Genomic DNA, 26,663 nt, shown 5'->3' with positions numbered 1-26,663 from the left:
CGGCGAGAATCGGAGACGACCATGACCAGCGGACGATCTGACACGACCAGCGGGAGAGCGGACATCCCGAACCCCTCGGCGGCGAAGCTGAAGAGGAAGGTGGTCGGCCTCGCGATCGCGGCGGCGGTCGGCGGCTTCCTCTTCGGCTTCGACTCGTCGGTGGTGAACGGTGCCGTGGAGGCGGTGCAGGGCGAGTTCCAGCTCTCGGCCGCGCTGATCGGCTTCGCCGTCGCCTCCGCGCTGCTCGGCTGCGCGCTCGGCGCGTACCTCGCGGGCCGCCTCGCCGACCGCTGGGGCCGCATCAAGGTCATGCTGCTCGGCGCCGGGCTCTTCTTCATCTCCTCCATCGGCGCCGGCGCGGCGTTCGCGGTCTGGGACCTCGTGCTCTGGCGCGTGGTCGGCGGCCTCGGCATCGGCATCGCCTCCGTGATCGCTCCGACCTACATCTCGGAGATCGCGCCCAAGGCCATCCGCGGAGCCCTCGCGTCGCTGCAGCAGCTGGCGATCACGCTCGGCATCTTCGCCGCCCTGCTCTCGGACACCCTCATCGCGAACGGCGCGGACGGCGCCTCCGAGCCCTTCTGGTTCGGCGTCGCCGCCTGGCGCTGGATGTTCATCGCCTGCGCCGTGCCGGCCGTCATCTACGGCCTCCTGGCCCTGACCCTGCCGGAATCGCCCCGTTACCTCGCGACCCGCGGCCGCTCCGAGGACGCCCGCGCGGTGCTCGCGACGGTCACGCCGCGCGACGAGGTCGACGAGGCGCTCGCGGACATCCAGAAGAAGATCGACGAGGACTCCGAGAACGCGAAGCGCTCCAGCCTCCGCGGTCCCGCCCTCGGCCTGCTCCCCGTGGTCTGGGTCGGCATCCTGCTGTCGGTGTTCCAGCAGTTCGTGGGCATCAACGTGATCTTCTACTACTCCACCTCGCTCTGGAGCGCGGTCGGATTCGACGAGTCCAACTCCTTCGCGATCTCGGTCTTCACCTCGGTCGTGAACGTCGTCGTCACCTTCGTGGCGATCTTCCTGGTCGACAAGGTCGGCCGGAAGCCGCTGCTGCTGGTCGGCTCGGCCGGCATGGCCGTCTCGCTCGCGCTGATGGCCATCGCCTTCAGCCAGTCGACGATCAGCGGAGAGGACGTCTCGCTGCCCGGCGCGTGGGGGCCGATCGCCCTCGTCTCGGCGAACGCGTTCGTCGTCTTCTTCGGTGCGACCTGGGGCCCGCTGGTGTGGGTCCTCCTCGGCGAGATCTTCCCGAACCGGATCCGGGCGGCCGCCCTCGGCCTGGCGGCCTCGGCCCAGTGGATCGCGAACTTCGCCATCACGGTGACCTTCCCGATCCTCTCGCAGGACGTGTCGCTCACCCTGGCCTACGGCCTCTACGCCGCCTTCGCGGCGATCTCGTTCGTCTTCGTCTTCATGTTCGTGCCCGAGACCAAGGGCCGCTCGCTGGAGGAGATGGACACCCTGCACATCCGCACCGTGATGAAGTCGGCGCGCAAGTAGCACCGGCCTCCCGCGCCCCGACGGCCGCCCTCCCGCAGCAGCGGGGGAGGCGGCCGTCCTGGTGCTAGACTCCACGGAGCACCTCGCTCGTCGGGGTGACTACGCGCGCCCATTCGGCCTCCGCTCCCCACGGTCCCTCTCCGCTCACGCGGCCGGGGCGGGAGTGCGCCGGGCGCCAGGGCGACGTGCCGACCGGCCGTCGCAGACAACCGAACGGGAGTTCGGCGCCGTCGTGCGCCCGGGCCCCGAGACAAGGAGAACGACTCATGGCAGTCGTCACCATGCGCCAGCTGCTCGACAGCGGCGTCCACTTCGGGCACCAGACCCGTCGCTGGAACCCGAAGATGAAGCGCTTCATCCTGACCGAGCGCTCGGGCAGCTACATCATCGACCTCCAGCAGTCGCTGGCCTACATCGACAAGACCTACGACTTCGTCAAGGAGACGGTCGCCCACGGCGGCACCATCCTCTTCGTCGGCACCAAGAAGCAGGCGCAGAACGCGATCTCGGAGCAGGCGACCCGCGTCGGCCAGCCCTACGTGAACCAGCGCTGGCTCGGCGGCCTCCTGACCAACTTCCAGACGGTCTCGAAGCGCCTCGCCCGCATGAAGGAGCTGGAGGAGCTCGACTTCGACGACACGTCGAAGAGCGGCTTCACCAAGAAGGAGCTCCTCATCAAGAAGCGCGAGCTCGACAAGCTGCACAAGTCGCTCGGCGGCATCCGCAACCTCTCGAAGACGCCGTCGGCCCTCTGGGTCGTCGACACCAAGAAGGAGCACCTCGCGATCGACGAGGCCAAGAAGCTGGGCATCCCGGTCATCGGCATCCTCGACACGAACTGCGACCCGGACGAGGTCCAGTACCCGATCCCGGGCAACGACGACGCAATCCGCTCGGTGAGCCTGCTCACCCGCATCGTCGCCGACGCTGCGGCCGAGGGCCTCATCCAGCGCCACCAGAAGCCCGAGGCCGAGGGCAACGTCTCCGCCGTCGAGCCGCTGGCCGAGTGGGAGCAGGAGCTGCTCTCCACCGGTGCGCCCGCCGCCGACGTGCAGGAGCCGAACGAGCAGGCCGGCGCGGAGACCGAGAAGGTCGCCGACGCCGAGGCCGAGACCGCCGACGAGGCCGTCGTCGAGGCCGAGACCCCCGCCGCGGAGGAGGCCCCCGAGGCCGACGCCGCCGCGACCTCGACCGACGAGACCGCCACCGCCTGACACCCCGTTCCGTGACGGGGGTCGGACGCCGCACCCGCGGTCGTCCGGCCCCCGCTCGGTCGGTGCACGTTCACCACGAGTAAGAACCGCCGTCACCTCGGCGTGCTGGGCTCCTCCCGTGAGCCCGCCGCGAGTGACGGCGCCACAGGGTTTCCGAACCAAGAGGAGTTCCGAGAACATGGCAAATTTCAGCCTCGCTGACGTCAAGACGCTGCGCGAGCAGCTCGGTACCGGCATGGTCGACACGAAGAACGCGCTGGTCGAGGCCGACGGCGACCTGGACAAGGCGGTCGAGATCCTCCGCCTCAAGGGCGCCAAGGGCAACGCGAAGCGCGCCGACCGCTCAACGAGCGAGGGCCTCGTCGCCGCCGCCGAGAAGGACGGCGTCGCCACGATGATCGAGCTCGCCTGCGAGACCGACTTCGTCGCCAAGGGCACGAAGTTCATCGCCCTCGCCGACGCCGTGCTCGCCGCGGTGGTCGCCGCCGGCTCCACCACGGTCGAGGAGGCCCTCGCGGCCCCCGCCGACGGCAAGACCGTCGCCGACCTCATCAACGACGAGGCCGCGATCCTCGGCGAGAAGGTGGAGCTGCGCCGCGTGGCCTCCGTCTCGGGCGAGCACTTCGCGATCTACCTCCACAAGACGAACAAGGACCTGCCCCCGCAGGTCGGCGTGGTCGTCGGCTACGCGGGTGAGGACGCCGAGACCGCGCGCTCCGTCGCCCAGCACATCTCGTTCGCGAACCCGTCCTACCTCTCGCGCGAGGACGTGCCGCAGTCCGAGGTCGACAACGAGCGCCGCATCGTCGAGGAGATCTCGCGCGGCGAGGGCAAGCCCGAGGCCGCCCTGCCGAAGATCATCGAGGGACGCGTGAACGCGTACTTCAAGCAGGTCGCCCTGCTCGACCAGGACTACGCGAAGGACAACAAGCTGTCCGTCAGCAAGGTCCTGAGCGACGCGGGCCTGACCGTGTCGGGCTTCGCCCGTTTCAAGGTCGGCGCCTAACAGCACTGCAGGAGGGAGTCCGGGTCGTTCAGTCGACCCGGGCTCCCTTCGCTCTGCCCGGGGCGGCCCCGGGCGTGGTCGCGGGGCCCGCTCCGCGCGGGATAGGTTTGTACGGGTCTACGGGAGGAAACGTCCATGACGGAGACGGATGCGATGACGACGGGCAAGCGCCGCAGGGTGCTTCTGAAGCTGTCGGGGGAGGCGTTCGGAGCCGGCACGCTCGGCGTGAACCCGGACGTGATCAGCGCCCTGGCGCGCGAGATCGCCGATGCCGCGACCGAGGTGGAGATCTCGGTGGTCGTCGGCGGCGGCAACTTCTTCCGCGGAGCCGAGCTCTCGCAGCGCGGCATGGACCGCGGCCGGGCCGACTACATGGGGATGCTGGGCACGGTGATGAACGCCCTCGCCCTTCAGGACTTCCTCGAGCAGGCGGGCGCCGAGACGCGCGTGCAGTCCGCGATCGCGATGACGCAGGTCGCGGAGCCCTACATCCCCCGCCGTGCGATCCGGCACATGGAGAAGGGCCGCGTCGTCATCTTCGGCGCCGGCGCCGGACTCCCGTACTTCTCGACCGACACGGTCGCCGCGCAGCGCGCGCTCGAAACGCACGCCGACGTGGTCCTCGTCGCCAAGAACGGCGTGGACGGCGTGTACGACGCCGACCCGCGGACGAACCCCGACGCGAAGAAGCTCGACGCACTGACCTACCAGGAGGCGCTCCAGCGGGGCCTCAAGGTGGTCGACTCCACCGCGTTCAGCCTCTGCATGGACAACGGCATGCCGATGCAGGTCTTCGGCATGGAGCCCTCGGGCAACGTCGCGAAGGCCATCCGCGGCGCCGAGCTCGGCACGCTCGTCTCGAACTAGACTGACCACTTCCCTCTCTTAAGGAGCTCCCTGTGATCTCGGATGTACTGGCCGACGCGAAGACCAAGATGGGCAAGGCCGTCGAGGTCGCCAAGGAGGACTTCTCCACGGTCCGCACCGGACGCGCGAACCCCGGCATGTTCCAGAAGGTGCTGGTGAGCTACTACGGCACCCCGACGCCGCTGTCGCAGCTCGCCTCGATGCAGAACCAGGAGGCCCGCACGCTCGTCCTGACGCCCTACGACAAGGGCTCGCTCCGCGACATCGAGCAGGCCATCCGGGACATGCCGAACCTCGGCGCGAACCCGACCAACGACGGCACGATCATCCGGGTGACCCTGCCGGAGCTCACCGCCGAGCGCCGCAAGGAGTTCGTCAAGATCGTCCGCACCAAGGCCGAGGACGCCAAGATCGCGGTGCGCAACATCCGCCGCAAGGGCAAGGACGACCTCGACGCGCTGAAGGGCGACATCGGCGACGACGAGCTCTCCCGCGGCGAGAAGGAGCTCGAGGCGCTCACGAAGCAGCACGTCGACGCGATCGACGAGGCGCTCAAGCGCAAGGAATCCGAACTGCTCGAGGTGTAGCGGTGCCCGAGATCCCCGAAGGACCCGAGGGCGGCGAGAAGAGACCGTCTCCGCACGTCCCGGGTGCCCGGGGATCCCGGATGGTCACCCGCGACGCGCTGCGTGCGCGCGCCCAGCAGGGCCGGGCCGACGTCGAGCGCCAGCTCGAGGCGACCCGCGCCCAGCTCGAGGCGACGAACGACCGCCTGACCGCGCGCTCCGGCCGGAACCTCGTGTCGGCGACCGCGATCGGACTCCTCGGCGGCGGCGCGATGGTCGTCAGCCTCCTCCTGGTCAAGGAGCTCTTCATGGTGCTCGCGGGGGTGGTGGTGCTGCTCGCGGCGCTGGAGCTCTCGAACGCCCTGCGCCACGCCGGTCGGGACATCCCGCGCATCCCGACCGGGATCGTGGCGGTCGTCGCCGTGCCGGCCGCCTACTACGGCGGCCTCGGCGCCGCGTGGGCCACGGTCCTCGGCGGATCCGTCCTCGTCGGCCTCTGGCGGCTGGGGGAGCAGCTCTTCCGGCGCACCGCCTCCAGCCGGAGGGACCTCGCCCTCGACATCGGCCTCGGCGCGTTCGTCCAGGGCTACACGACCTTCCTCGGCGCCTTCGCGATCCGTCTCGTCGCCGAGCCCGGCGGCCAGCTCTGGGCGTTCGCGTTCCTGGTGCTCGTGATCGTCGTCGACACCGGCGCCTACGTGAGCGGACTCACCTGGGGCAAGCACCCGATGGCACCGCGGATCAGCCCGAAGAAGACCTGGGAGGGGTTCGCCGGTGCGGCCGTAGCGGGGATCGTCGTCGGCGTCCTGCTCGCCCTGCTGATGCTCGGCCAGCCCTGGTGGGTCGGTGCGGTGTTCGGGGCCGTGGTGCTGCTCACCGCGACGCTCGGCGACCTCGCCGAGTCGCTGATCAAGCGCGACATCGGCATCAAGGACATGAGCTCCTGGCTGCCCGGCCACGGGGGAGTCCTCGACCGGCTGGACTCGATCCTGCCGTCGGCCGCAGCTGCCTACGTGCTGTACTTCCTCTTCGCCCACTGAGCGCACGCCTCACCGGGGCGTGCCGATTCCGCTCCCGGCGCGCGGCTTGGCATGATGTCGGGATGACCGCTCCCTTCCCCCGAGCCCGCGAGTCCCGTCCCGGCTACGACACGGCCGAGGTCGACTCCTTCCTCGCGTCGGCGCGCGAGGCCTACTCGCAGCTCTCCGGGGGACCGGCGGACCTCCGCGCCGCCGACCTGCGCCACACCGCGTTCACCCTGCGCAAGGGCGGCTACTCCGCGCCCCACGTCGATGCGGCGCTCGAGCGCCTCGAGGACGCCTTCGCCCTGCGGGAGCGCCAGTACGCGATCGCGGCCCGGGGCGAGGAGGCGTGGCTCGCGGACGCGCGGTCGACCGCCCAGGAGATCGTGAACCGGCTGGCCCGCGCTCCCCGCGAGCGGTTCACCCGGGCCGGCGCTCTCACGACGGGCTACAACGTCCGCCAGGTCGACGCCTTCGCCGACAGGATCTCCGGCTACTTCCGCGACGGATCGGTGCTGACCGTGGACGACGTGCGGACCGTCTCCTTCGCCCCGCAGCGCGGCGGGTACGCCGAGGCGCAGGTCGACCTGCTGCTCGACACGGTCGTCGATGTGATGCTGGCGGTCCGCTGACCCAAGCCGGATCTGCTGGCCGATCAGGTCATCGTCCGTTATGCTTTCGTAATCGTGGCTCAGCATCCTCAGACCTCCGTCGCCCACACGCCCGCGAACCGCACCAGCGGTCGCCCGGCGGTCCCGCACCAGACCCCGGTGCGGCGCTCCTGGGCTCGGATCCCGGTGACGGTGCTGGCCTTCACGGCGTCGATCGCGTTCGCCATGGTGAACGTCGTCGATCCGTCCAGCGGCGCGGTCGCGTCCCCCTACTACCAGGCCCCGGCGCGCTTCAATGGCGACTCCGCGCAGCGACTCGTCGTCGCGGACGCCGTCGAGCGGACCGTCCAGCGCGACTCGTTCGGCGCCGAGGCGAAGCCGACGCCCACTCCGACCCCGACGCCCACTCCGACCGAGACTCAGACCGCTTCCGCGACCGCCGACGAGGAGGAGTCGGGCTCCGCCGAGGCCGAGACCGCTGCTCCCGTCCAGCGCGCCGCCGCTCCGGATCCCGGATCCGCGAAGGCCATCGCGTACGACATGATCGTGCAGCGCGGCTGGGCCGACAGCGAGTACGACTGCCTCGTCCTCCTCTGGAACCGCGAGTCCGGCTGGAACGTCTACGCCGAGAACAAGTCCAGCGGTGCCTACGGCATCCCGCAGGCACTCCCCGGCAGCAAGATGGCGACGGCCGGCTCCGACTGGGCGACCAACGCGAGCACCCAGATCACCTGGGGCCTCGGCTACATCTCCGGCCGCTACGGCTCGCCCTGCGGCGCCTGGGCCCACTCCGAATCGGTCGGCTGGTACTGATCGTTCCCCTCCGCTCGGCACCGCGTCCGGCGGGCTGAGGCTCTCGCTACCCTGGTGCCGTGGATTACGCGCTGCTCGGGGTCGTCGGGATCATCACGGTCGTCACCGTCGCGCGGTTCTCGAGCCGCCTCGGGATCGCCGCACCGCTGCTCCTGGTCGTCATCGGGATCGGCGCGTCCTACCTCCCCGGGGTCCCGGACATCGAGGTCGAGCCTGAGCTGATCCTCGCGGGCGTGCTGCCGCCGCTGCTGTACTCGGCCGCGATCCAGGTGCCCCTCACCGACTTCCGGCGGAACCTGCGCTCGATCTTCGGGCTCTCGGTGCTGCTGGTCGTCGTGACCGCCCTCGTGGTCGGCGGCTTCCTCTACCTCGTGTTCCCCGATCTGAGCCTGCCCGCAGCGATCGCTCTGGGCGCCGTCGTGAGCCCGACCGACGCGGTGGCCGCGACCTCGATCGGCAAGAAGCTCGGACTCCCGCCCCGCCTGGTGACGGTGCTCGAGGGCGAGAGCCTCGTGAACGACGCGTCGGCGCTGGTGCTGCTGCGCGCCGCGACGGCTGCGGCGGCCGTGGTCGGCGCCTCCGTCACGACCGACGCGATCGACGTGGGCGAGGTGGGGGTCCTCTTCGTCTACTCCGTCCTGATGGCGATCGTCCTCGGACTGGTGATGGGCGTGCTCACCGTCTTCGTGCGCTCGAAGCTGCGGGACCCGGTGCTCGACACCGCCGTGTCCTTCGCCGTGCCGTTCCTGGCCTACATCCCGGCCGAGGAGCTGGGCGCGTCCGGGGTGCTCGCCGTCGTGGTCACCGGGATCTACACGGGGCACAACAGCGCGCGCTTCCTCTCGCCGCAGTCGCGGATCAGCGAGCGGGTGAACTGGCGGACGGCGCAGTTCCTGCTCGAGAACGGCGTCTTCCTGCTCATGGGCGCCGAGATCAAGGCGATCGTCTCCGGGGTCGTGGACCCGGGCGAGTTCGGAGTGGGCACCGCGGTGCTGCTGGGTCTGGCCACCGTGGTCATCCTGATCGTGCTGCGGGCCCTCTTCGTGTGGCCGCTGCTCCTGTGGCTGCGCAGCTCCGGTCGGCGGGCGGAGCGGATCAACCGGCGGCTGGCGGTGGGCCTCATGCGACTGCGCAACAGCGCCACCAGCGACGAGCGCTTCCGGCGGCGGCAGGTGAGAGCGGAGCGGCTCTACCTCCGGCGCGAGACCGATCTGGCCGCGACCACGAGCGAGGCGTTCGGCTGGCGCGGAGGAGTCGTCCTGTCCTGGTCCGGGATGCGCGGCGTGGTCACGCTCGCCGCGGCCCAGTCGCTGCCGGACGAGACTCCCTACCGCTCCCAGCTGATCCTGATCGCCTTCACCGTCGCCGTCGTGACGCTGCTCCTGCAGGGTGCGACGCTCCCCGCGCTGATCCGGCTCACCGGCATCCAGGGCACCGACGGAGAGGCCGACCGCCGCGAGCTCGCGACGCTGCTCGACGAGGTCGCGGCCACGGGCATCCAGGCCCTCCCCGAGGCGGTGGCGGAGCTGCCCGACGGCGAGGCGGGCGAGCGCGTCCTCGAGCGCGTGCGCCGCGACACTCTGACCCGCTCGCAGGTGGCGTGGGAACAGGTCGGCCGCGCGGAGGATGCGCCCCTCGGCCCGCACGCGCAGTACCTGCGGCTGCGCCGAGCGGTCCTGCTCGCCGAGCGGGAGGCACTGCTGGACGCCCGGGGGCGCGGGGTCTACTCCTCGCGGACGCTGCGGCGGGCGCAGCTGATGCTCGACGCCGAGGAGACCCGGCTCGAGATGGACGACAGCTCCCACTGACGGGAGGGGCCCGGCGGCGGCCTCCTAGACTGGGGAGATGCCGCGCAGCAACAGACCCCGGGGCGGCCGCCGTGACGACGACGACGAGCAGCGCGACCTCTCGCAGATGCTCGCCGGCTTCCGGCGCACCGAGTCGCACGCCGGCCGGGAGTGGAACGTCCAGCCCGTCTCCGCAGCGCGGGCCGTGAAGAACTACCTCTGCCCGGGCTGCGGGCTCACCATCGACATCGGCCAGCCGCACCTGGTCACCTGGCGGGCCGACGGCGCGCTCGGCGACGCGGCCGACCTGGCCGGCCGCCGCCACTGGCACACGCACTGCTGGAGAATCCGAGGAGCACGATGACCCACGAGATCCGCGGAGGCGTCGTCCTCCCCGCCCGCCGCGAGGACGTCGAGCTGCACACCTCCGACGGCCTGACCCTGGTGGGGGAGCTCGCGCTGCCCCTGGAGCACGAGCCGGTCGCGACCCTGGTCACCCTGCATCCGCTGCCCACCCACGGCGGCTTCATGGACTCGCACATCCTGCGGAAGGCCGCCGCCCGCCTGCCCGCGCTCGCCGACCTGGCGGTCCTCCGCTTCAACACCCGCGGCACCGCGTCGCCGCGCGGCACGAGCGAGGGCGCGTTCGGACACGGCACCGAGGAGCGCGCCGACGTCGCCGCAGCCCTGGCCCTCGTCGCGGACCGCGGACTGCCGCACCCCTGGCTGGTCGGCTGGTCCTTCGGCACCGAGCTCGCGCTGAAGTGGGGGAGGGAGCACCCCGTCGAGGGAGCGATCCTGCTCTCGCCGCCGCTGCACCGCACGAGCGCGGAGGAGGTCGCCGCCTGGGGCGAGGACGGCCGCCCGCTCGTGGCGCTCGTCCCGGAGTTCGACGACTACCTGCGGCCGGAGGCGGCCGCCGAGCGCTTCGCGAGCGTGCCGCAGCTGGACCTCGTCGCCGTGGACGGCGGGAAGCACCTCTGGGTCGGCGAGGCGCAGACCCGGCGGGTCCTCGACGAGATCGTGCGCGTGGTCGCGCCCGCCTCGTCCCCGCTGCCGACGGAGTGGGCGGGCGAGCTCGGCTGAGCCCGCCCGCCCACCGACCGCCTAGCGGCCGGACGAGCCGCCGTCGGAGCCGTCGCCGTCAGAGCCGCTGCCGTCGGAGCCGTCGCCGTCGCTGTCGTCCGCGAGTCCGTCGATGTGGCCGATGAGCCCGCGCAGTCCGGACACGTAGCCGGCGATCGCGTCGCGCTCGGTGCGGATCTCGTCGAGGCGCCGCTCGGCGGTGTCCATCAGCTCGCGGCTGCGGCGCTCCGCGTCCGCGACGAGCTTCTGCGCCTGGTCGCGCGCGTCGTCGAGGAGGGCGTCGGAGTCGTCCTGGGCCTTCCGGCGCAGTCGCGTCGTGTCGTCGAGGGCGTCGCTGCGGAGGGCGTCCGCCTCGAGGCGCTTGTCGTTCGCGCGTCGGATGGCGTCGGCGAGCTGCAGGTTCGACTCGTCGAGGTAGCGCTGGGTCTGCGCGACGGCCTCCTGGTGGCGGAGCAGGTCGTCGCGGTCGGCCTCCTCGCGGCGCGCGGCGAGCTCGACCACCAGGTCGATCCGGGCCTGCTCGACCTCGCGCGAGAGCGCAGCGGCCTCGTCGGCGGACGCGGCGCGCAGGCCCGCCAGCTCGGCGTCGAGCACGGCGACGGCCTCGGCGCGCTCCTGGGTGAGCCGGGTGCGCTGGTCGGCGATCTCGCGCGCGCCCTCGGCGCGGACTGCGGCGACCTCGGCGTCGAGCGCGGCGCGGGTCGAGAGCACCTCGGCCTCGACTGCCGCGCGCGCCTGGGCGACCTCGGCCTCGACGGCCGCCCGGAGCCGGTCCACCTCGGAGGCGACCTCGGCCCGCAGGAGCTCGTTGGCCTGGGCGAGGCGGGCGGCCTCGGCGCGGGCGACCTCGATCTCGCGGGCGGCGACGGCGCGCATCTCCGCGGCCTCGCGCTCGGCCTCGGAGCGGATCGCGGCGGCCTCGCGCTTCGCGGTGGCGCGGGTCTCGGCGGCCTCGGTCGCCACGGTGCCGCGGATCGCGGCGGCCTCGCGGACGGCGTCCTGCGTCATCACGTCGCGGTCGTCGGCGGCCTTGCCGAGCGTCGCCGCGGCCTGCGCCTCGGACTCGTCGCGGGTCCGGTCAGCACGGCGGCGCGCCTCGGTCACCAGGCGCTCGGCCTCGTCGCGCGCCTCCTGGAGGATGCGGTCGCCGTCGTCGCGGGTGGATCGGCGGAGGGCGGAGGCGTCGTTCTCGGCCTGGGCGATGATCCGCTCGGACTGCTCCTCGGCCACGCGCAGGGTGTGCTCGAGCTTGGCGCCCAGGCCGGCGTAGGTGGGAGTGCCGACCTGCTGCAGCTCCTTCTCGAGGCCCTCGATCCGGGAGGAGAGGCGCTTCACCTCGCGGCCGCTCTCGGCCGCCTGGGTGTTCGAGTGGATGAGCTCGCGGCGCAGGCCCTGGACGGCCTTGTCGACCTCGTCCCGGTCGTAGCCACGGAACACCTGGGTGAATTCGGCCTCGTCGTTCGCCACGTCGTCTCCTTCAGAGCAGGACCGCGGTGGGGCTCGCGGCACTGGGAAAGTGTATTCAGCAGGGAGGCCGCGGCCGGGGCGACACCCGCACCGCGCGCCGCTCCGGCCGCACTCTCGGCTTCTCCCGGGCATCGGAGCGAGGGCATCGGCTATCGTGGACTGTCTTTGTCTGTTGCCGTCGCGCCCCGGTCCGGCTGCGTACCCCGAGCCGGCCCCGGCCGTCACCCCGATCCGGCAACGCAGGAGGAGTTCTTTCGTGCGGTTCGTCTTCGCCATCATCGCCACCGTCATCGCTGCCGCGATGATCGTGCTCGGCATCGGTCAGCGGACGGTCTGGGCTCCTCCGGAGTCCCTCACCGCCGAGACCGCGCTCGACTCCTCCGCTCCCTACGCGGTGATCGACGGCAGCACCCTGGGCGCCAACCCGGGACGCCAGACGATCACGGTCGAGGGCAGCGGCGACCTCGTCGTCGCCTACGCCCGGACCTCCGACGTGCTGGGCTGGGTGGGCGGCTCGAGCTACGACGCCATCGGCTACGAGCGCGCCGACGACACCCTCACCTCCGCGGAGGAGACGGGGGAGCGCGTCCAGCTCTCCTCCGACGTCGAGACCGCCGACGCGGCGGTCGTCGATCCGCGCGGCTCCGACCTCTGGCTCGAGGAGTTCGAGGGGAGCGGGAGCGTGACCCTGGCGCTCGACGTGCCGGAGGACGTCTCCATCCTCATCGCGAGCGACGGCACCGCGCCGGCAGCCGACTCCGTGCGCGTCAGCTGGCCCGTGGACACCGCGACGCCCCTCGCCGGCCCGCTGCTGCTCGGAGGAGCCGTGTTCCTCCTCCTCGGCCTCGTCCTCTACATCTGGGCCTTCGTCCACCTGCGCCGTCAGCACGGCCCGCGCCGGAAGGGACCGCAGGGTCGGATCCCCCGCGGAACCCGCCGCCCCCGGCCGCGTGCCGGGATCCAGGCCTCCACGGCGTCGCCGGCGCCCTCGCGCCGCCGGGCCGCCCTGGTGCTGCCCGTCGTCCTCGGGACGACGGTCCTCCTCTCCGGCTGCAGCTCCGACTACTGGCCGGATCTCGCCGCGGGCGCGAGCGAGGCGCCGACCGCGTCCGCCACGGCGACCGCGGGGGCAGAGCCGGTCTCGGCCGAGCCGACCCCCGTGGTCACCACGCAGCAGGCGGAGGCCGTCGTCGCCGAGGTCGCCGATGTCGCGTCGCGCGCCGACGCCGCCCGGGACGCCGGGATCCTCGCCGAGCGCTTCCAGGGCGAGGCGCTCACCGAGCGCACCACCAACTACGACGTCGTCGCCAAGGGCGGGACGATCGACCCGCCGCAGACGATCCCGGCCTCCCCGGTGAGCCTGGTGCTCCCGCAGGACACGGAGTCGTGGCCGCGCCTGGTGACCGCCGTCGTGCAGAACTCGACGGACTCCACCCAGGCCCCGATCGCGCTGATGATGAGCCAGGCGAGCCCGCGCGTCGACTACAAGGTCGACTACGCCATCTCGCTCGAGGCCAACGCGCGCATCCCCGACGTCGCGCCCGTCACCGTCGGCACGTCGATCGTGGCGCCCGACTCGCGCCTGATGAAGCTCGCCCCGCAGACCGTCGGCTCCGCGTACGCGGACGTGCTCGCCAACGGCGACTCGAGCCAGTACGCCGAGCTCTTCGCGGCCGACGGCGACACCCTCCGGGGGCAGGTCGGCGTCGACAAGAAGAACGCCGACCGCGAGGCGCTGCCGGACACCGCCTCGATCGAGTTCTCGAACGCCGCCGGCACGTCGCCGACGATCGCGCTCGCGACGAACGACTCGGGGGCCCTCGTCGCGGCGAGCATCGCCGAGACGTCGACCGTCCGCCCCACTGCCGAGGGCTCGACCGTCTCGACCTCCGGCGCCTCGCAGACCCTGCTGGGCACGGACAAGTCGACGACCGGCATCGAGACCACCTACGGATACCAACTGCTGTTCTACGTACCGCCCGTCGGATCGGAGGAGAAGATCGTGATGCTCGGATGGAGCCAGGGACTCGTCTCGGTGGTGCAGCTGCCGTGAGCACCGTCCCGCCCCTGCCCGGAAACCTCCGCGGCGCCGTCGACCTCTCGTCGCTGGTGAACCGCCGCACCCCGCCCGCCGCCTCCGCCGGCGCCCCGGCCGCGCCCGCCGCTCCCGGAGGCGCGCCCGGCGCGAATCCGCTGCTGCTGACCGCCGGCGACGCCGAGTTCGACCAGGTGGTCCAGCTCTCGTCGCGCGTGCCGGTGATCGTCGACCTGCGCGGCTCCTGGTCGGACCAGAGCCAGAGCATGACCGCGCTGCTCGAGAAGGTCGTCGTCTCGTACGCCGGCGCGTTCGTGCTCGTCGGGGTCGATGTGGAGTCGAGCCCGCAGCTGGCGCAGGCGTTCCAGGTGCAGTCCGTGCCGACGGTCGCCGCGATCATCGGCGGCCGCCCGGTGCCCCTGTTCAGCGGCCTCGTCGCCGAGGAGCAGCTGCGCGACCTGCTCGAGCAGGTCCTCCAGCTCGCCGCTCAGAACGGTGTGACGGGCACGGTGCCGGTGGAGGGAGTCGCTCCCGCCGAGGGCGGCGAGCGCGAGCCCGAGCCGCTGCCGCCGCACCACCAGGAGGCCTACGACGCGATCGACCGGGGCGATTACGTCGCGGCGATCACCGAGTACGAGACCGCCATCGCGCAGAACCCGCGCGACGACCTCGCCGTCGCCGGTCTCGCGCAGGTGCGGCTGCTGGCCCGCCTCCAGGGCCGCACGCTCGACGACATCCGCTCGACCGCCGCAGCCGAGCCGTCGAACCTCGACGCGCAGTTCGCCGTCGCCGACCTGGACGTCTCGGGTGGCCACGTCGAGGACGCCTTCGACCGACTGCTCTCGATGTTCCCGCGCCTCGACGCCGAGGGGAAGGCCGCCGTCCGCGCTCGTCTCCTGGAGCTCTTCGAGATCGTCGGCCAGACCGACTCGCGCGTCAACAAGGCTCGGGCCCGGCTCACCGGCCTCCTCTACTGACGCCGGCCGGAACGCCGAGAGGCCGCCCGCTCGCGACGATCGTCGCGGCGGGCGGCCTCTTCCGTGCGGGGACCGATCAGTCGGCGGGTCGCAGGTAGAGCACGGCCAGCGGGGGCAGGACCAGCTCGGCGGAAGCCGGGCGGCCGGCCCACGGCTCCTCGCGAGCCTCGACCGCTCCGAAGTTCCCGACTCCGCTGCCGCCGTAGATCTCGGCGTCCGTGTTGACGAGCTCCTCCCAGCGGCCGGCCGTGGGCAGGCTCACGCGGTAGCCGTGCACGGGCGAACCCGAGAAGTTGGCGATGACGGCGATCGGGCGACCCTCGCTGTCCTTGCGCAGGAACGAGACGACGTTGGCCGCCGCCGCGCCGCCGTCGATCCACTCGAAGCCCGACTGCTCGTGGTCGAGCTCCCAGAGCGACGGCGAGTCGCGGTACACGCGGTTCAGCTGACCGACGAGGCTCCAGAGACCGCGGTGGCTCGGCTGATCGAGGATCCACCAGTCCAGACCGCGCTCCTCGCTCCACTCGGAGTACTGGCCGAACTCCTGGCCCATGAAGAGGAGCTGCTTGCCGGGGTGCGCCCACATGAAGGCGAGGTAGGCGCGCACGTTCGCGAGCTGCTGCCAGTGGTCGCCCGGCATCTTCTGGATCAGCGAGCCCTTGCCGTGCACGACCTCGTCGTGGCTGATCGGCAGGACGAACTTCTCGCTGAAGGCGTAGACGAACGAGAAGGTGATCTCGCCCAGGTGGTACTGGCGCCACAGCGGATCGTTCGCCATGTAGTCGAGCGAGTCGTGCATCCAGCCCATGTTCCACTTGAGCCCGAAGCCGAGGCCGCCGGAGCTGGTGGGCTGGGTGACGCCGGGCCAGCTCGTCGACTCCTCGGCGATCATCATGATGCCGGGGTGCAGCTTGTAGGCCGTGGCGTTGACCTCCTGGAGGAAGCTGATCGCCTCGAGGTGCTCGCGTCCGCCGTACTGGTTCGGCAGCCACTCGCCCTCCTTGCGGGAGTAGTCGAGGTAGAGCATCGAGGCGACGGCGTCCACTCGCAGGGCGTCGACGTGGAACTCCTCGAGCCAGAACAGGGCGTTCGCGACGAGGAAGTTGCGCACCTGAGTGTGCCCGAAGTCGAAGACGTAGGTGCCCCAGTCCATCTGCTCGCCGCGGCGCCAGTCCGGGTGCTCGTAGAGCGGCTCGCCGTCGAAGCGGGCGAGGGCGAAGTCGTCCTTGGGGAAGTGCCCGGGCACCCAGTCGACGATGACGCCGATGCCGGCCTGGTGCAGACGGTCGATCAGGTACTTGAGGTCGTCGGCCGTGCCGAAGCGGCTCGAGGCGGCGTAGTAGCCGGTGACCTGGTAGCCCCAGGAGCCGCCGAACGGGTGCTCGGCGAGCGGCATGAACTCCACGTGAGTGAAGCCGAGCTCGGTGACGTACTCGATCAGCGGGTCCGCGAGGTCGCGGTAGCCCAGTCCCGGACGCCAGGAGCCGAGGTGCATCTCGTAGACGCTGAGCGGCTGCGTGTGCGGATCGACCGAGGCTCGCTTCTCCATCCAGCCGGAGTCGCCCCACTGGTGGTGCGAGACGGGGACCTTGGACGCCGTCGCGGGCGGCACCTCCGTGGCGCGGGCCATCGGGTCGGCCTTGCGGACCCAGTGGCCGTCACGCGAGAGCAGGTCGAACTTGTAGGAGGCTCCGGGCTCGACGCCCGGGACGAAGATCTCCCAGACCCCGGTCGTCCCGAGGTTGCGGAGGGAGTGGCCCTCGCCGTTCCAGTCGTTGAAGTCGCCGACGACCCGAGCGGCCTGGGCGTGCGGGGCCCAGACGGCGAAGCTCGTGCCCCAGACCCCCTCGTGCTCGCGGTGACGGGCGCCGAGCGCCTCCCAGAGGCGCTCGTGGCGGCCCTCGCCGATGAGGTAGAGGTCGAAATCACCGACCGTCTTCGAGAAGCGGTAGGGGTCCTCCGCGGTCCACTCGCCGCCGCCGCCGTAGCGGGCCTCGACGGTGTACGCCTGCGGACCGAGGACGTGGAAGCCCTGCCAGATCCCGTCGCTGAGGTGGCTGAGCTCGACGCGGGCGCCGGTGGCGAGCACCACGGCGACCTTCTCGGCGAGCGGGCGGCGCACGCGGACGACCGTCACCGGGTCGGAGACGCCGGGGGCCGCGACGAGGTGCTGGCCCAGGACGTCGTGGGGGAGCGCGTTGCTGCCGGTGGCGAGCTGCTGCAGCACCCACTCCGGGATGTCGGGCAGCGCGATCGCAGCGGTGCCGTCGACGGGGCCCGAAGCGGATGCGGGGTCCGCGGTCGTCTCGGCGGGGCCGGCGGTCGTCTCAAAGGGAGCGGCGCTGTCGGCTGCGACGGAATCGGCGGCGTCCGTGTCGTCGGGCAGGTCGCCCTCGGCCCCGCTGCCGACCGGAGCGGACTCCGCGTCGTCGGCGTCGCGCTCGACGGTCACGGCGTCGTCGCCCGCGACCGGCTGAGGCGCCTCCGGGACCGTCTCGACCGCGTAGCTGCGCGCGTTCTCGCCGTCCGCTCCGGGGTGCTGTCGTGCGTCGGACGCCGCGTCGGCGACGTGCGCGCCGTGGCCGGAGGTGGTCGCCGAGCTGGTGCCCGTCGTGGGGACCGTCTCGGCGTGCGCGCCGAGGCCCGCCTCCGCGGCCGGGCTCGTGTCCTCGGGGGTGGTTCCGCTCATCGCTCGTCCGCCTTCACGCTCAGGATGTGCACGGGCTCGACGAACGAGTCGAGCCGCACGTAGTCGTCGCTGCCCCAGGTCCAGACGGCGCCGGTGATCAGGTCCTCGACCTCGAAGGTCGCGCTCCAGTCGAGCCCGATCGCGGGCAGGTCGAGGTGGACCGTGGTCTCGCGGGCCGAGTGCGGGTCGGTGTTGACGACGACGATGATCGTGTCGTCGGTCCCGGTGCCCGTGAACGCGGCCTGCAGGTGCTTGGAGTAGACGAGGATCGCGTCGTCGTCGCTGCCGTGCACGTGCAGGTTCCGCAGCTGCCCGAGCGCGGGGTGCGAGCGCCGGATCTCGTTGAGACGCGTGATGTACGGCGCCAGCGAGCGGCCCGACTCCTCGGCGCCGGCCCAGTCGCGCGTCTTGTACTCGTACTTCTCGTTGTCGATGTTCTCCTCGGCGCCGGGGCGAGCGACGTTCTCGACCAGTTCGTAGCCGGCGTAGACCCCCCACAGCGGCGACGCGGTCGCGGCCAGGGCCGCCCGCACCTTGTACGCCGAGCGGCCGCCGTACTGGAGGTACTCGGTGAGGATGTCCGGAGTGTTCACGAAGAGGTTCGGCCGCATGTAGTCGGCCGTCTCGTGGGAGATGCTCGTGAAGAACTCGCCGAGCTCCTCCTTGGTGTTGCGCCAGGTGAAGTACGAGTACGACTGCTGGAAGCCGACCTTGCCGAGTGCGCGCATGATCGCGGGGCGGGTGAACGCCTCCGCGAGGAAGACGACCTCGGGGTGCTCGGCGTTGACCTCGTGGATGATCCACTCCCAGAAGTCGAGCGGCTTCGTGTGGGGGTTGTCGACGCGGAAGATCCGCACGCCCAGGTCGATCCAGTGCCGCAGGACCCGCAGCGACTCCTGACGGATGCCGTCGGGGTCGTTGTCGAAGTTGATCGGGTAGATGTCCTGGTACTTCTTCGGCGGGTTCTCGGCGTAGGCGATCGAGCCGTCGGGGAGCGTCGTGAACCACTCGGGGTGGCTGGTGACCCAGGGATGGTCGGGCGAGGCCTGCAGGGCGAAGTCGAGGGCGAGCTCGAGGCCCGCGGCCTCGACCGCGGCGTGGAAGGCGCGGAAGTCGTCCTCGGTGCCGAGGTCCGGGTGGATCGCGTCGTGGCCGCCCTCGGCCGAGCCGATCGCCCAAGGCGAGCCGGGGTCGTTCTCGCCGGCGTCGAGCGTGTTGTTCGGGCCCTTGCGGAAGGAGCGGCCGATGGGGTGGATCGGCGGCAGGTAGAGCACGTCGAAGCCCATCGCGGCCACAGCGGGGAGGCGGTCGATCGCGGTGCGGAAGGATCCGCTGGTCACGGTCCCGTCCTCGTGGCGCACGGCGCCCTCGGAGCGGGGGAAGAACTCGTACCAGGCGCCGACGCCGGCGCGGGTGCGCTCGACGTGGACGGTGCGCGGCTCCGAGACGCTGGTGAGGCTCATCACCGGGCGGGCGTCGAGCGCGCCGTGGACGGCGGGATCGGTCGCCGCGGCGAGGCGCTCCTCGGCGCTCAGCGTGGTGTCGCCGACGCGGGCGGCGGTGTCGGAGAGCAGGCTGCGCTCGCCCTCGGGCCGCGAGGAGTCGTCGGCGCCGCTGCGCAGCAGGCCCTCGCCGATGGCGAAGGTGACGTCGATGTCCAGGCCGGCCGGGATCTTGACCTCGGCCGTGTGGAGCCAGGTCGCCCAGTCGTCGGCGTAGGCGCGGATGCGGTAGCTCCAGTCGCCCTCCTCGTCGAGGGCCACGAGGCGCCCGTAGCGGTCGGTGCCGGTCGCGAGGAGCGACATGCGGTGCTCCGACTCGGCCCCGGACGGCGAGCTCAGCAGGAGGTCGACGCCGATGAGGTCGTGCCCCTCGCGGAAGGCCGTGGCGGCGAAGGGGACGACCTCGCCGACGAACGCCTTCGCGGGCCAGCGGTCGTCCTCGAGCCGCGGCTGCGGGTCGATGATCGGCAGGCGCTCGGCGCGGACGCGGTAGCCGCTCCCGGTCGTCGCGGGCGCCGGCGACGCGTCGGGTGCGTCCGCGGTCACCGGGGCGGCCGGAGCACTGTCGGCCGCGGGGGGAGCAGGAGTCGCCTCGGGGGCGGCAGCGGGCGCCGGAGCGGCCGTCTCGGGAGGCGCCGACGCCTCCTGGGGTGCGCGTCCGCGACCCGCTCGCCGTGCGTCCTTGCCGTTCTGAGCCTTGCCGAAAGGTATCTGAGCCACGTCACGACAGTAGCGACCGGCGGCGGCTCGCACACGACGGTTGCGCCCGCGCTCGGGCCTGTGCAAACGGACCCGGGGAGCGCGTGCCGGAGGGTCGCGGCGGGTCCGCGTCCCGCCGATCCGCGGTGGTCGGGGTCCGCTAGGGTGACCGAGCGCGACCGCCCCGGTGCTCCGCGACCGGGCGCTCCGGGGTCCGCAGAGAGTCGAGGGGTGCCGTGAAGGCGATCCGCCGCTTCATCGTCCGCTCCGTCCTCCCGCCCGAGCTCTCGGCTCTGGGCGATCTGGCGGGCAATCTCCGCTGGGCCTGGCACGAGCCCGCCCGGCGCTTGTTCGAGCGGGTCGATCCGGAGCTGTGGCGGCGCGGGGGAGCGGACCCCACCGCTCTGCTCGGAGCAGTGAGCCCCGAGCGCCTCGCCGAGCTGGCGGGGGACCAGGGCTTCGTCGACGAGGCGTGGCGCCTCCGCGACGAGCTGGAGCGCTACCGCACCGAGCCGCGGTGGTACCAGTCGCTGCCGGAGTCCGCCCCGCGCTCGATCGCCTACTTCTCGCCGGAGTTCGGCATCGCGGCGGCGCTGCCCCAGTACTCCGGCGGACTCGGCATCCTCGCGGGCGACCACCTGAAGGCCTCCTCGGACCTGGGCGTGCCGCTCACCGGCGTGGGCCTCTTCTACCGGTCGGGCTACTTCTCGCAGAAGCTCTCCGCCGACGGCTGGCAGCTCGAGTCCTACCCCTCGCTCGATCCCGACGGGCTGCCGCTGCGCGTCGTCCGTCTCGCCGACGGCTCGCCCGCCCGCATCGTGCTGGCGCTCCCCGAGGGACGCGCGCTCTACGCCCGGGTCTGGCGCGCGGAGGTCGGCCGGGTGACCCTCCTCCTGCTCGACACCGACATCCCCGAGAACGAGGACTCGCTCCGCTCCGTCACCGACCGCCTCTACGGCGGCGGGGGCGAGCACCGCCTGCTGCAGGAGCTGCTGCTGGGCATCGGCGGGGTCCGCGCGCTCGAGCTCTGGGCCGAGGTCTCGGGCGGCGTCCTCCCGGAGGTGTTCCACACGAACGAGGGGCACGCCGGCTTCCAGGGGCTCGAGCGCATCTCCGGCCTGATCGGCGCGGGCCTGGACTTCGACCAGGCTCTCCAGGTGGTGCGGGCGAGCACGGTCTTCACCACGCACACTCCGGTGCCGGCGGGCATCGACCGCTTCGACCGCGGGATGATCGAGGAGTACTTCTCCACGGAGCTGCTCCCGGGCGTGCAGGTCGAGGACGTGCTCGCGCTGGGCGCCGAGCCGGGGGACTCCGGGACGGCGTTCAACATGGCGTACATGGGCCTGCGGCTCGCGCAGCGCTCCAACGGCGTCTCGACGCTGCACGGCGAGGTCAGCCGATCGATGTTCTCGAGCCTCTGGCCCGGCTTCGAGACGGCGGAGGTGCCGATCGGCTCGGTGACGAACGGCGTCCACGCGGCCACCTGGACCGATCCGATCCTCCGGCGGCTCGCGGAGGAGCGGCTCGGCACCGACGACACGACGCGGGCCGACTGGGCCTCGGGTGCGCTCGGCGACACCGAGCTGTGGGCCGCGCGCCGGGCGATGCGGGAGCAGCTGGTGCGGGACGCCCGCCGCCGGGCCGCCCGCTCCTGGCGCGAGCAGAACCCGGGCGGCCTCCCGCCGGCCTGGCTCGACGAGCTGCTGGACCCGGACGTGCTCACCATCGGCTTCGCGCGGCGGGTGCCGACCTACAAGCGGCTGACCCTGATGCTCCACGACCCCGAGCGTCTGCGCGCGCTGCTCACCCACCCGCAGCACCCGATCCAGATCGTCATCGCGGGCAAGTCCCACCCGGCCGACGAGGAGGGGAAGCGCCTGATCCAGCGGCTCGTCCGCTTCGCGCAGGAGCCGGACGTGCGCCGCAGGATCGTCTTCCTGCCGGACTACGACATCGCGATGGCGCAGCTGCTCTACCCGGGCACCGACGTCTGGCTCAACAACCCGCTGCGCCCGCTCGAGGCGTGCGGCACCTCGGGGATGAAGGCGGCGCTCAACGGCTCGCTCAACCTCTCGATCCTCGACGGCTGGTGGAACGAGTACTTCGACGGCGAGAACGGCTGGGCGATCCCCTCCTCCGACCGCGCGCTCGACCCGGAGGCCCGCGACACGCTCGAGGCCGAGGCGCTCTACGAGCTGCTCGAGACCGAGGTCGTGCCGCGCTACTACGAGCGCGATCACGACGGCGTGCCCCGGCGGTGGGTGCGGTCGATCCGGCACACCCTCGCGACCCTCTCGCCCGAGCTCTCCGCCGAGCGGATGGTGCGCCAGTACGTCGAGGCGCTCTACTCGCCGGCCGCCGAGGCCGGGCGCGCCGTCGCCGCCGACCACTTCGAGCCGGCCAAGGAGCTGGCGACCTGGAAGCGGCGGGTCCGCGCCGGCTGGCCCGGGGTCGCGGTCGCGTCCGTCGAGTCCGGCGGGATCGACGCGGTGCCCCAGCGCGGGGACCGGCTCGCCGTGCGGGCGGGCGTGCGCCTGGGCGAGCTCTCGCCGGCGGACGTCTCGGTCGAGGTCGTCTACGGGACGACGTCCGCTGACGGCTCGCTCACCGAGGTCCGCCACCACGAGCTCGAGGTGGTCGAGGAGTCGGGTGCCGTGGTGCCGGCCGACGCGGTCGGGCGCGTGCCCTACGCCGGAGTGGTCACCCTCGACCGCAGCGGCTCCTTCGGCTACACCGTCCGCGTCGTGCCGCGGCATCCCCTCCTGGCCCGCTCCGCCGAGCTGGGACTGGCCGCCGCCGCCGGCTGACCCCGCCCGGTCCCTCTCCGCGAGATGCCGCTCCGGTGCGCCTTCCTCGGCGTCTCGCGGACCGGAGTGGGATCTCGCGGGAGGAGGACGGCGCATCGAGCGAAACGGCGCCCGGAGGAGGACGGCGAGGGATCGGGGGTCAGCGCGCGATGTCGGCGAGGAGGGCGGCCGTCGCGGCGACGAGGTCGGCGGGGGTGAGCTCGATGTCGAAGCCCCGGCGCCCGCCCGACACGAGCACCGTGTCGTGGAGCTCGACGGTCTCGTCGATCACGGTGCGATGCCGCGTCCTCTGCCCGAGCGGCGAGATGCCGCCGAGCACGTAGCCGGTCCGGCGCTGGGCCAGCACGGGGTCGGCCATCGCCGCCCGCCTGCCTCCGACCGCGGCCGCGAGCTCCTTCAGCCCGAGGGAGCCGGTGACGGGCACGACGCCCACCACGAGCTCGCCGTCCACATCGACCATCAGGGTCTTGAACACGCGCTCCGGCTCGACGCCGAGCGCCTCGGCCGCCTCGAGCCCGTAGCGCGTCGTGGCCGGGTCGTGCCGGTACTGGCGGGGAGTGAAGGGGACGCCCGCCGCCGTCAGCGCGACGGTCGCCGGGGTCCCCGGCCCGCTCCGCGCCATCAGGCGTCCTGCTCGGCCGCCGGCCCGTGCGCGGCGAAGAGCTGCATCGAGGTGCCGGCCACGCGGATGACCTGCCCCGGCTCGAACGACTCGCCGTGCTCCAGCGGCTCCGGCTCCTCGCTGTTCCACAGGCGCGTGTAGCCGGTGACCCCCTCGCCGTCGGCGAGCACGACCGTGGTGTCCTGCTCGACGCCGTGCACCACCAGCAGGACGCGGTCCGGCTCGCCCTCGACCGGCGTCGAGGCGGCGAGGTACTGCAGCGTCCGGTTGGCGGCGGAGGTCCAGTCGTGCTCGCTCATCCCGCGCCCGTGGGCGTCGAACCACGTCATGGTCGTGGCGCCCGGCTCGCTCGCGTCGCCGCTGCCGTAGCGGGAGGGACGCAGCGCCGGGTGCTCACGCCGCAGGCGCAGCAGGGTGCGCGTGTGCGCGCGGAGCGCGAGCTGCCAGTCGGCCAGGCCCTCCCAGCGCACCCAGGTCAGGTCCGAGTCCTGGCAGTAGGCGTTGTTGTTGCCGCGCTGGCTGCGCCCGGTCTCGTCGCCCGCCGTGATCATCGGCACGCCGGCCGACAGCAGCAGGGTGCCGAGAAGGTTCCGCATCGCCTTGCGCCGCGCCAGCGTGATCCGCTCGTCGGTGGTGGGGCCCTCGAAGCCGTGGTTGAAGGAGCGGTTGGTGTCGGCTCCGTCGCGGTTCGACTCGCCGTTGCCGATGTTGTGCTTGACGTTGTACGAGACCAGGTCCGCCAGCGTGAAGCCGTCGTGCGCGGTGACGAAGTTGACCGACGCGAGGGGGCCCCGCTCCGCCGAGAACGTGTTGGACGAGCCCGAGAGCCGGGTCGCGAAGCCGCCGATGCCGACGGGGGCCGTGCCGGCGCGGCGGGCGTAGTCGATGTCCGAGAGCCAGAAGTTGCGGGCGCGGTCGCGGTAGCGGTCGTTCCACTCCGACCACCCGGCCGGGAAGTTCCCGGTCTGCCAGCCGCCCATCCCCACGTCCCAGGGCTCGGCGATCATCTTCACGCCGGCCAGCGCCGGATCCTCGACCGCGGCCCGCAGCAGCGGGTGGTCGCTCCGGAAGTGCGCGATCTCGTCCCGGCCGAGGGTCGCGGCCAGGTCGAGCCGGAAGCCGTCGATCCCGACCTCGCCCGACCAGTAGCGCATCGAGTCCAACGCGAGGCGCTGCGCCGCGGGCCGGCCGAAGTCGATCGTGTTCCCGCAGCCGGTGACGTCCACGTAGTGGCCCTCGGGCGTCTGGCGGTACCAGCCGGCGTCGTCGATCCCGCGCAGGCTCGACATCGGCCCGCCCGGCCCCTCCTCGGCGGTGTGGTTGTAGACCACGTCCAGGATCACCTCGAGGCCGGCCTCGTGCAGGAGCTTCACCATCCCCTTGAACTCGCGGAGCACCGCGGTCGGTCCGCCGCGCTGCGCGGTGGAGGAGGCGTACGAGGCGTGCGGGGCGAAGAAGTTCAGCGTGTTGTAGCCCCAGTAGTTGGTCAGCCCCTGCCGCAGCAGGCGCTGCTCCGACACGAACGCGTGCACGGGCAGCAGCTCGACCGCCGTCACGCCCAGATCGAGCAGCGCCGAGACCGTCGACTCGTGCGCCAGGCCGGCGTAGGTGCCGCGCAGCTCCACGGGCAGCGCCGGGTTCAGCCGGGTCAGCCCCTTCACATGCGCCTCGTAGATCACGGTGCGGTCCATCGGGGTGCCGGGCCGGGAGGAGGAGCCCCAGTCGAACGCGTCGTCCACGACGACCGAGCGCCACTCGTTCTCCGCCACCCGGTGCAGGCCGCGGGAGTACGGCTCCAGCAGGGCCCGGCGGGGGTCGAAGCGGTGCCGGGGGCCCGTCGGCCCGTCAACGCGCAGGGCGTAGCGGCGGCCGGGGGCCAGCAGATCGGAGCGCGCGGACCAGACCGCGGCGTCGTCGCGCGCCAGCGGGACCGTGCGGGTCACCCAGGTCGGGTCCTTCTCGTCGTACAGCAGCAGATCGACGGCGCTCGCGCTCTCGGACCAGACCCGCAGCTCACCGCCCTGATCGTCCACGGTCACGCCGAGCCGGGCCAGGGGATCGTGAGAGGTCATGCGACTTACAGTAGTGACGGGCACCGGCTCCCTCCGTGCCCCCGACGCGGGACGAAGGGCTGCTGTGATCTACCTCGACCACGCCGCGACCACCCCGCTGCGCGCCTCGGCGCTCGCCGCGTTCGCGGAGGCGTCCGCCCACGGCGGCAATCCCTCCTCCGTCCACGGCTCCGGCCAGGAGGCGCGCCGCCGGCTGGAGGACGCCCGGTCGGCGCTCGCCGGGGTGCTCGGCTGCGAGCCGATCGAGGTGATCCTCACCGCCGGCGGCACCGAGGCGGTCAACCTCGGGATCAAGGGCCTCTACTGGCAGCGCCGGAGCGAGGACCCGGCCCGCGTCCGGGTCCTGGTCGCCGAAGGGGAGCACCACGCGACACTCGACTCGGCCGCCTGGCTCGCCGAGCACGAGGGCGCCGTCCTCGAGTGGCTGCCGCTCGACGACGAGGGCACCCTGCGGCCGGAGGCGCTCGCCGCGGTGCTGGAGGAGGACCCCGGCTCGGTCGCCCTGGTCACGGTGCTCTGGGTCAACAACGAGATCGGGACGATCAATCCGATCGCCGAGCTGGCGGCGGCGTGCGCCCGCGCCGGCGTCCCCCTCCACGTCGACGCGGTCGCCGCCCTCGGGCACGTGCCGCTGCGGATCGCCGAGATCCGCCGCGCCTCCGGCTCAGGGCGCGGCGCGGGACTGGCCGCCGTCAGCGTCTCGGGTCACAAGGTCGGCGGGCCGATCGCGACCGGTGCGCTCGTGCTCGCCCGCGACGCCCGCGTGGTCCCGGTGCTGCACGGAGGCGGACAGCAGCGGGGCGTCCGCTCCGGCACTCAGGACGTGCCGGGCGCCGCGGCCTTCGCCGCCGCCGCGGTCGAGGCGGACGCCGAGCGGTCGGCGGAGGCGCAGCGCCTTGCCGCCCTGCGCGACCGGCTCGTCGCGGGCGTCCTCGCCGCCGTGCCGGGGGCGACCCTGACCGGGCCCGCCCTCGACTCCGGACGCCGGGTCGCCAACAACGCGCACCTCGCCTTCCCCGGTGCGCAGGGCGACTCCCTCCTCTTCCTCCTCGACACCTCGGGCGTCTCCGTCTCGACCGGGTCCGCCTGCACGGCGGGGATCCCGGAGCCCTCGCACGTGGTCCTCGCGCTCGGCCGGAGCGAGGACGAGGCCCGCGGGGTGCTCCGGATGACGCTCGGCCACACCTCGACCGACGCGGACGTCGACGCCCTCCTGGCCGCGCTGCCCGGCGCCTACGCCCGCGCCGCCCGAGCCGGACTCTCGAACCGCGCGGTGCTGCCCGCCTGACCCCCTGCCGGCCGCGCCCCCGGGAAA

20 protein-coding genes are annotated in these 26,663 nt (G+C 72.6%); 15 read left to right on the top strand and 5 right to left on the bottom strand.

Features of this window, described 5'->3' with window-relative positions; genetic code table 11:
• Positions 1–21 precede the first annotated feature (21 nt).
• The 11 genes from C5C57_RS05420 (at position 22) to C5C57_RS05370 (ending at position 10,475) form a co-directional block, all read left to right on the top strand.
• Positions 22–1,503: a sugar porter family MFS transporter gene (locus C5C57_RS05420; RefSeq protein ID WP_104247624.1), complete on the top strand. Its 1,482-nt coding sequence runs from the start codon at positions 22–24 to the stop codon at positions 1,501–1,503.
• Positions 1,504–1,769: 266 nt separating this feature from the next.
• Positions 1,770–2,717, top strand: coding sequence for a 30S ribosomal protein S2 (gene rpsB, locus C5C57_RS05415; protein WP_104223896.1), 948 nt, complete (start codon positions 1,770–1,772; stop codon positions 2,715–2,717).
• A 178-nt stretch (positions 2,718–2,895) separates the two neighbouring features.
• The gene (gene tsf / locus C5C57_RS05410; RefSeq protein WP_104223895.1) at positions 2,896–3,723 is read left to right on the top strand and encodes a translation elongation factor Ts; all 828 of its coding nucleotides are present in this window, start codon (positions 2,896–2,898) and stop codon (positions 3,721–3,723) included.
• A 153-nt stretch (positions 3,724–3,876) separates the two neighbouring features.
• Entirely contained in the window at positions 3,877–4,590 is a 714-nt protein-coding gene (gene pyrH, locus C5C57_RS05405) for a UMP kinase (protein WP_374952923.1), read from the top strand.
• 32 nt (positions 4,591–4,622) lie between these two features.
• A complete protein-coding gene (frr, locus tag C5C57_RS05400; RefSeq protein ID WP_104223893.1) occupies positions 4,623–5,177 on the top strand; it encodes a ribosome recycling factor in 555 nt (184 codons plus the stop codon).
• A gap of 80 nt (positions 5,178–5,257) precedes the next feature.
• Positions 5,258–6,196, top strand: coding sequence for a phosphatidate cytidylyltransferase (locus C5C57_RS05395; RefSeq protein ID WP_104232500.1), 939 nt, complete (start codon positions 5,258–5,260; stop codon positions 6,194–6,196).
• A 62-nt stretch (positions 6,197–6,258) separates the two neighbouring features.
• On the top strand, positions 6,259–6,810 hold the full coding sequence (locus C5C57_RS05390; RefSeq protein WP_104247623.1) for a DivIVA domain-containing protein: 552 nt from the start codon (positions 6,259–6,261) through the stop codon (positions 6,808–6,810).
• 54 nt (positions 6,811–6,864) lie between these two features.
• Entirely contained in the window at positions 6,865–7,602 is a 738-nt protein-coding gene (locus tag C5C57_RS05385) for a lytic transglycosylase domain-containing protein (protein WP_258061290.1), read from the top strand.
• 59 nt (positions 7,603–7,661) lie between these two features.
• The gene (locus tag C5C57_RS05380) at positions 7,662–9,410 is read left to right on the top strand and encodes a sodium:proton antiporter (RefSeq protein WP_104226863.1); all 1,749 of its coding nucleotides are present in this window, start codon (positions 7,662–7,664) and stop codon (positions 9,408–9,410) included.
• Positions 9,411–9,447: 37 nt separating this feature from the next.
• Positions 9,448–9,753 (top strand): hypothetical protein, encoded by a 306-nt coding sequence (locus tag C5C57_RS05375; RefSeq protein ID WP_181027199.1) that lies wholly within the window; start codon positions 9,448–9,450, stop codon positions 9,751–9,753.
• Positions 9,750–10,475, top strand: coding sequence for an alpha/beta hydrolase (locus tag C5C57_RS05370; RefSeq protein WP_104247621.1), 726 nt, complete (start codon positions 9,750–9,752; stop codon positions 10,473–10,475). The genes C5C57_RS05375 and C5C57_RS05370 overlap by 4 nt, the downstream gene beginning before the upstream one ends.
• A 21-nt stretch (positions 10,476–10,496) precedes the next feature.
• On the opposite strand, the gene C5C57_RS05365 is transcribed toward C5C57_RS05370, so the two are convergent.
• Positions 10,497–11,942 carry a DivIVA domain-containing protein gene (locus tag C5C57_RS05365; RefSeq protein WP_104247620.1) on the bottom strand — a complete coding sequence of 482 codons (1,446 nt, stop codon included), beginning with the start codon at positions 11,940–11,942 and terminating at the stop codon, positions 10,497–10,499.
• 256 nt (positions 11,943–12,198) lie between these two features.
• Between C5C57_RS05365 and C5C57_RS05360 the strand changes: the two genes are divergently transcribed.
• Together C5C57_RS05360 and C5C57_RS05355 are read left to right on the top strand one after the other, a co-directional pair.
• Positions 12,199–13,995, top strand: a complete 1,797-nt coding sequence (locus tag C5C57_RS05360) for a hypothetical protein (protein ID WP_104247619.1) — start codon at positions 12,199–12,201, stop codon at positions 13,993–13,995.
• Positions 13,992–14,954 (top strand): tetratricopeptide repeat protein, encoded by a 963-nt coding sequence (locus C5C57_RS05355; RefSeq protein ID WP_104247618.1) that lies wholly within the window; start codon positions 13,992–13,994, stop codon positions 14,952–14,954. The genes C5C57_RS05360 and C5C57_RS05355 overlap by 4 nt, the downstream gene beginning before the upstream one ends.
• 76 nt (positions 14,955–15,030) lie before the next feature.
• Here C5C57_RS05355 and glgB read toward each other — a convergent pair whose 3' ends face one another.
• Both glgB and C5C57_RS05345 read right to left on the bottom strand, forming a co-directional pair.
• Positions 15,031–17,643: a 1,4-alpha-glucan branching protein GlgB gene (glgB, locus tag C5C57_RS05350; RefSeq protein WP_104247617.1), complete on the bottom strand. Its 2,613-nt coding sequence runs from the start codon at positions 17,641–17,643 to the stop codon at positions 15,031–15,033.
• Positions 17,640–19,610, bottom strand: coding sequence for an alpha-1,4-glucan--maltose-1-phosphate maltosyltransferase (locus tag C5C57_RS05345; RefSeq protein ID WP_258071967.1), 1,971 nt, complete (start codon positions 19,608–19,610; stop codon positions 17,640–17,642). Before C5C57_RS05345 ends, glgB begins: the two co-directional genes overlap by 4 nt.
• 470 nt (positions 19,611–20,080) lie before the next feature.
• On the opposite strand from C5C57_RS05345, the gene glgP reads away from it, so the two are divergent.
• Positions 20,081–22,654 (top strand): alpha-glucan family phosphorylase, encoded by a 2,574-nt coding sequence (gene glgP / locus C5C57_RS05340; RefSeq protein ID WP_104226856.1) that lies wholly within the window; start codon positions 20,081–20,083, stop codon positions 22,652–22,654.
• 139 nt (positions 22,655–22,793) lie between these two features.
• Here the strand turns inward: glgP and ybaK are convergent, their stop codons facing one another.
• Together ybaK and glgX are read right to left on the bottom strand one after the other, a co-directional pair.
• Positions 22,794–23,276 carry a Cys-tRNA(Pro) deacylase gene (gene ybaK, locus C5C57_RS05335; protein ID WP_104247616.1) on the bottom strand — a complete coding sequence of 161 codons (483 nt, stop codon included), beginning with the start codon at positions 23,274–23,276 and terminating at the stop codon, positions 22,794–22,796.
• The gene (gene glgX, locus C5C57_RS05330; RefSeq protein WP_104247615.1) at positions 23,276–25,348 is read right to left on the bottom strand and encodes a glycogen debranching protein GlgX; all 2,073 of its coding nucleotides are present in this window, start codon (positions 25,346–25,348) and stop codon (positions 23,276–23,278) included. The genes ybaK and glgX overlap by 1 nt, the downstream gene beginning before the upstream one ends.
• On the opposite strand from glgX, the gene C5C57_RS05325 reads away from it, so the two are divergent.
• Positions 25,347–26,636, top strand: coding sequence for a cysteine desulfurase family protein (locus C5C57_RS05325; protein ID WP_104247614.1), 1,290 nt, complete (start codon positions 25,347–25,349; stop codon positions 26,634–26,636). The two genes, glgX and C5C57_RS05325, sit on opposite strands and share 2 nt — an antisense overlap.
• Positions 26,637–26,663 lie beyond the last annotated feature (27 nt).

The sequence above is a fragment of the Rathayibacter sp. AY1C5 genome (assembly GCF_002931705.1).
In the GTDB taxonomy this organism is placed as follows: domain Bacteria; phylum Actinomycetota; class Actinomycetes; order Actinomycetales; family Microbacteriaceae; genus Rathayibacter.
Note: the sequence above shows the minus strand (reverse complement) of the source record. Positions and strands in the feature narration are given on the sequence as shown.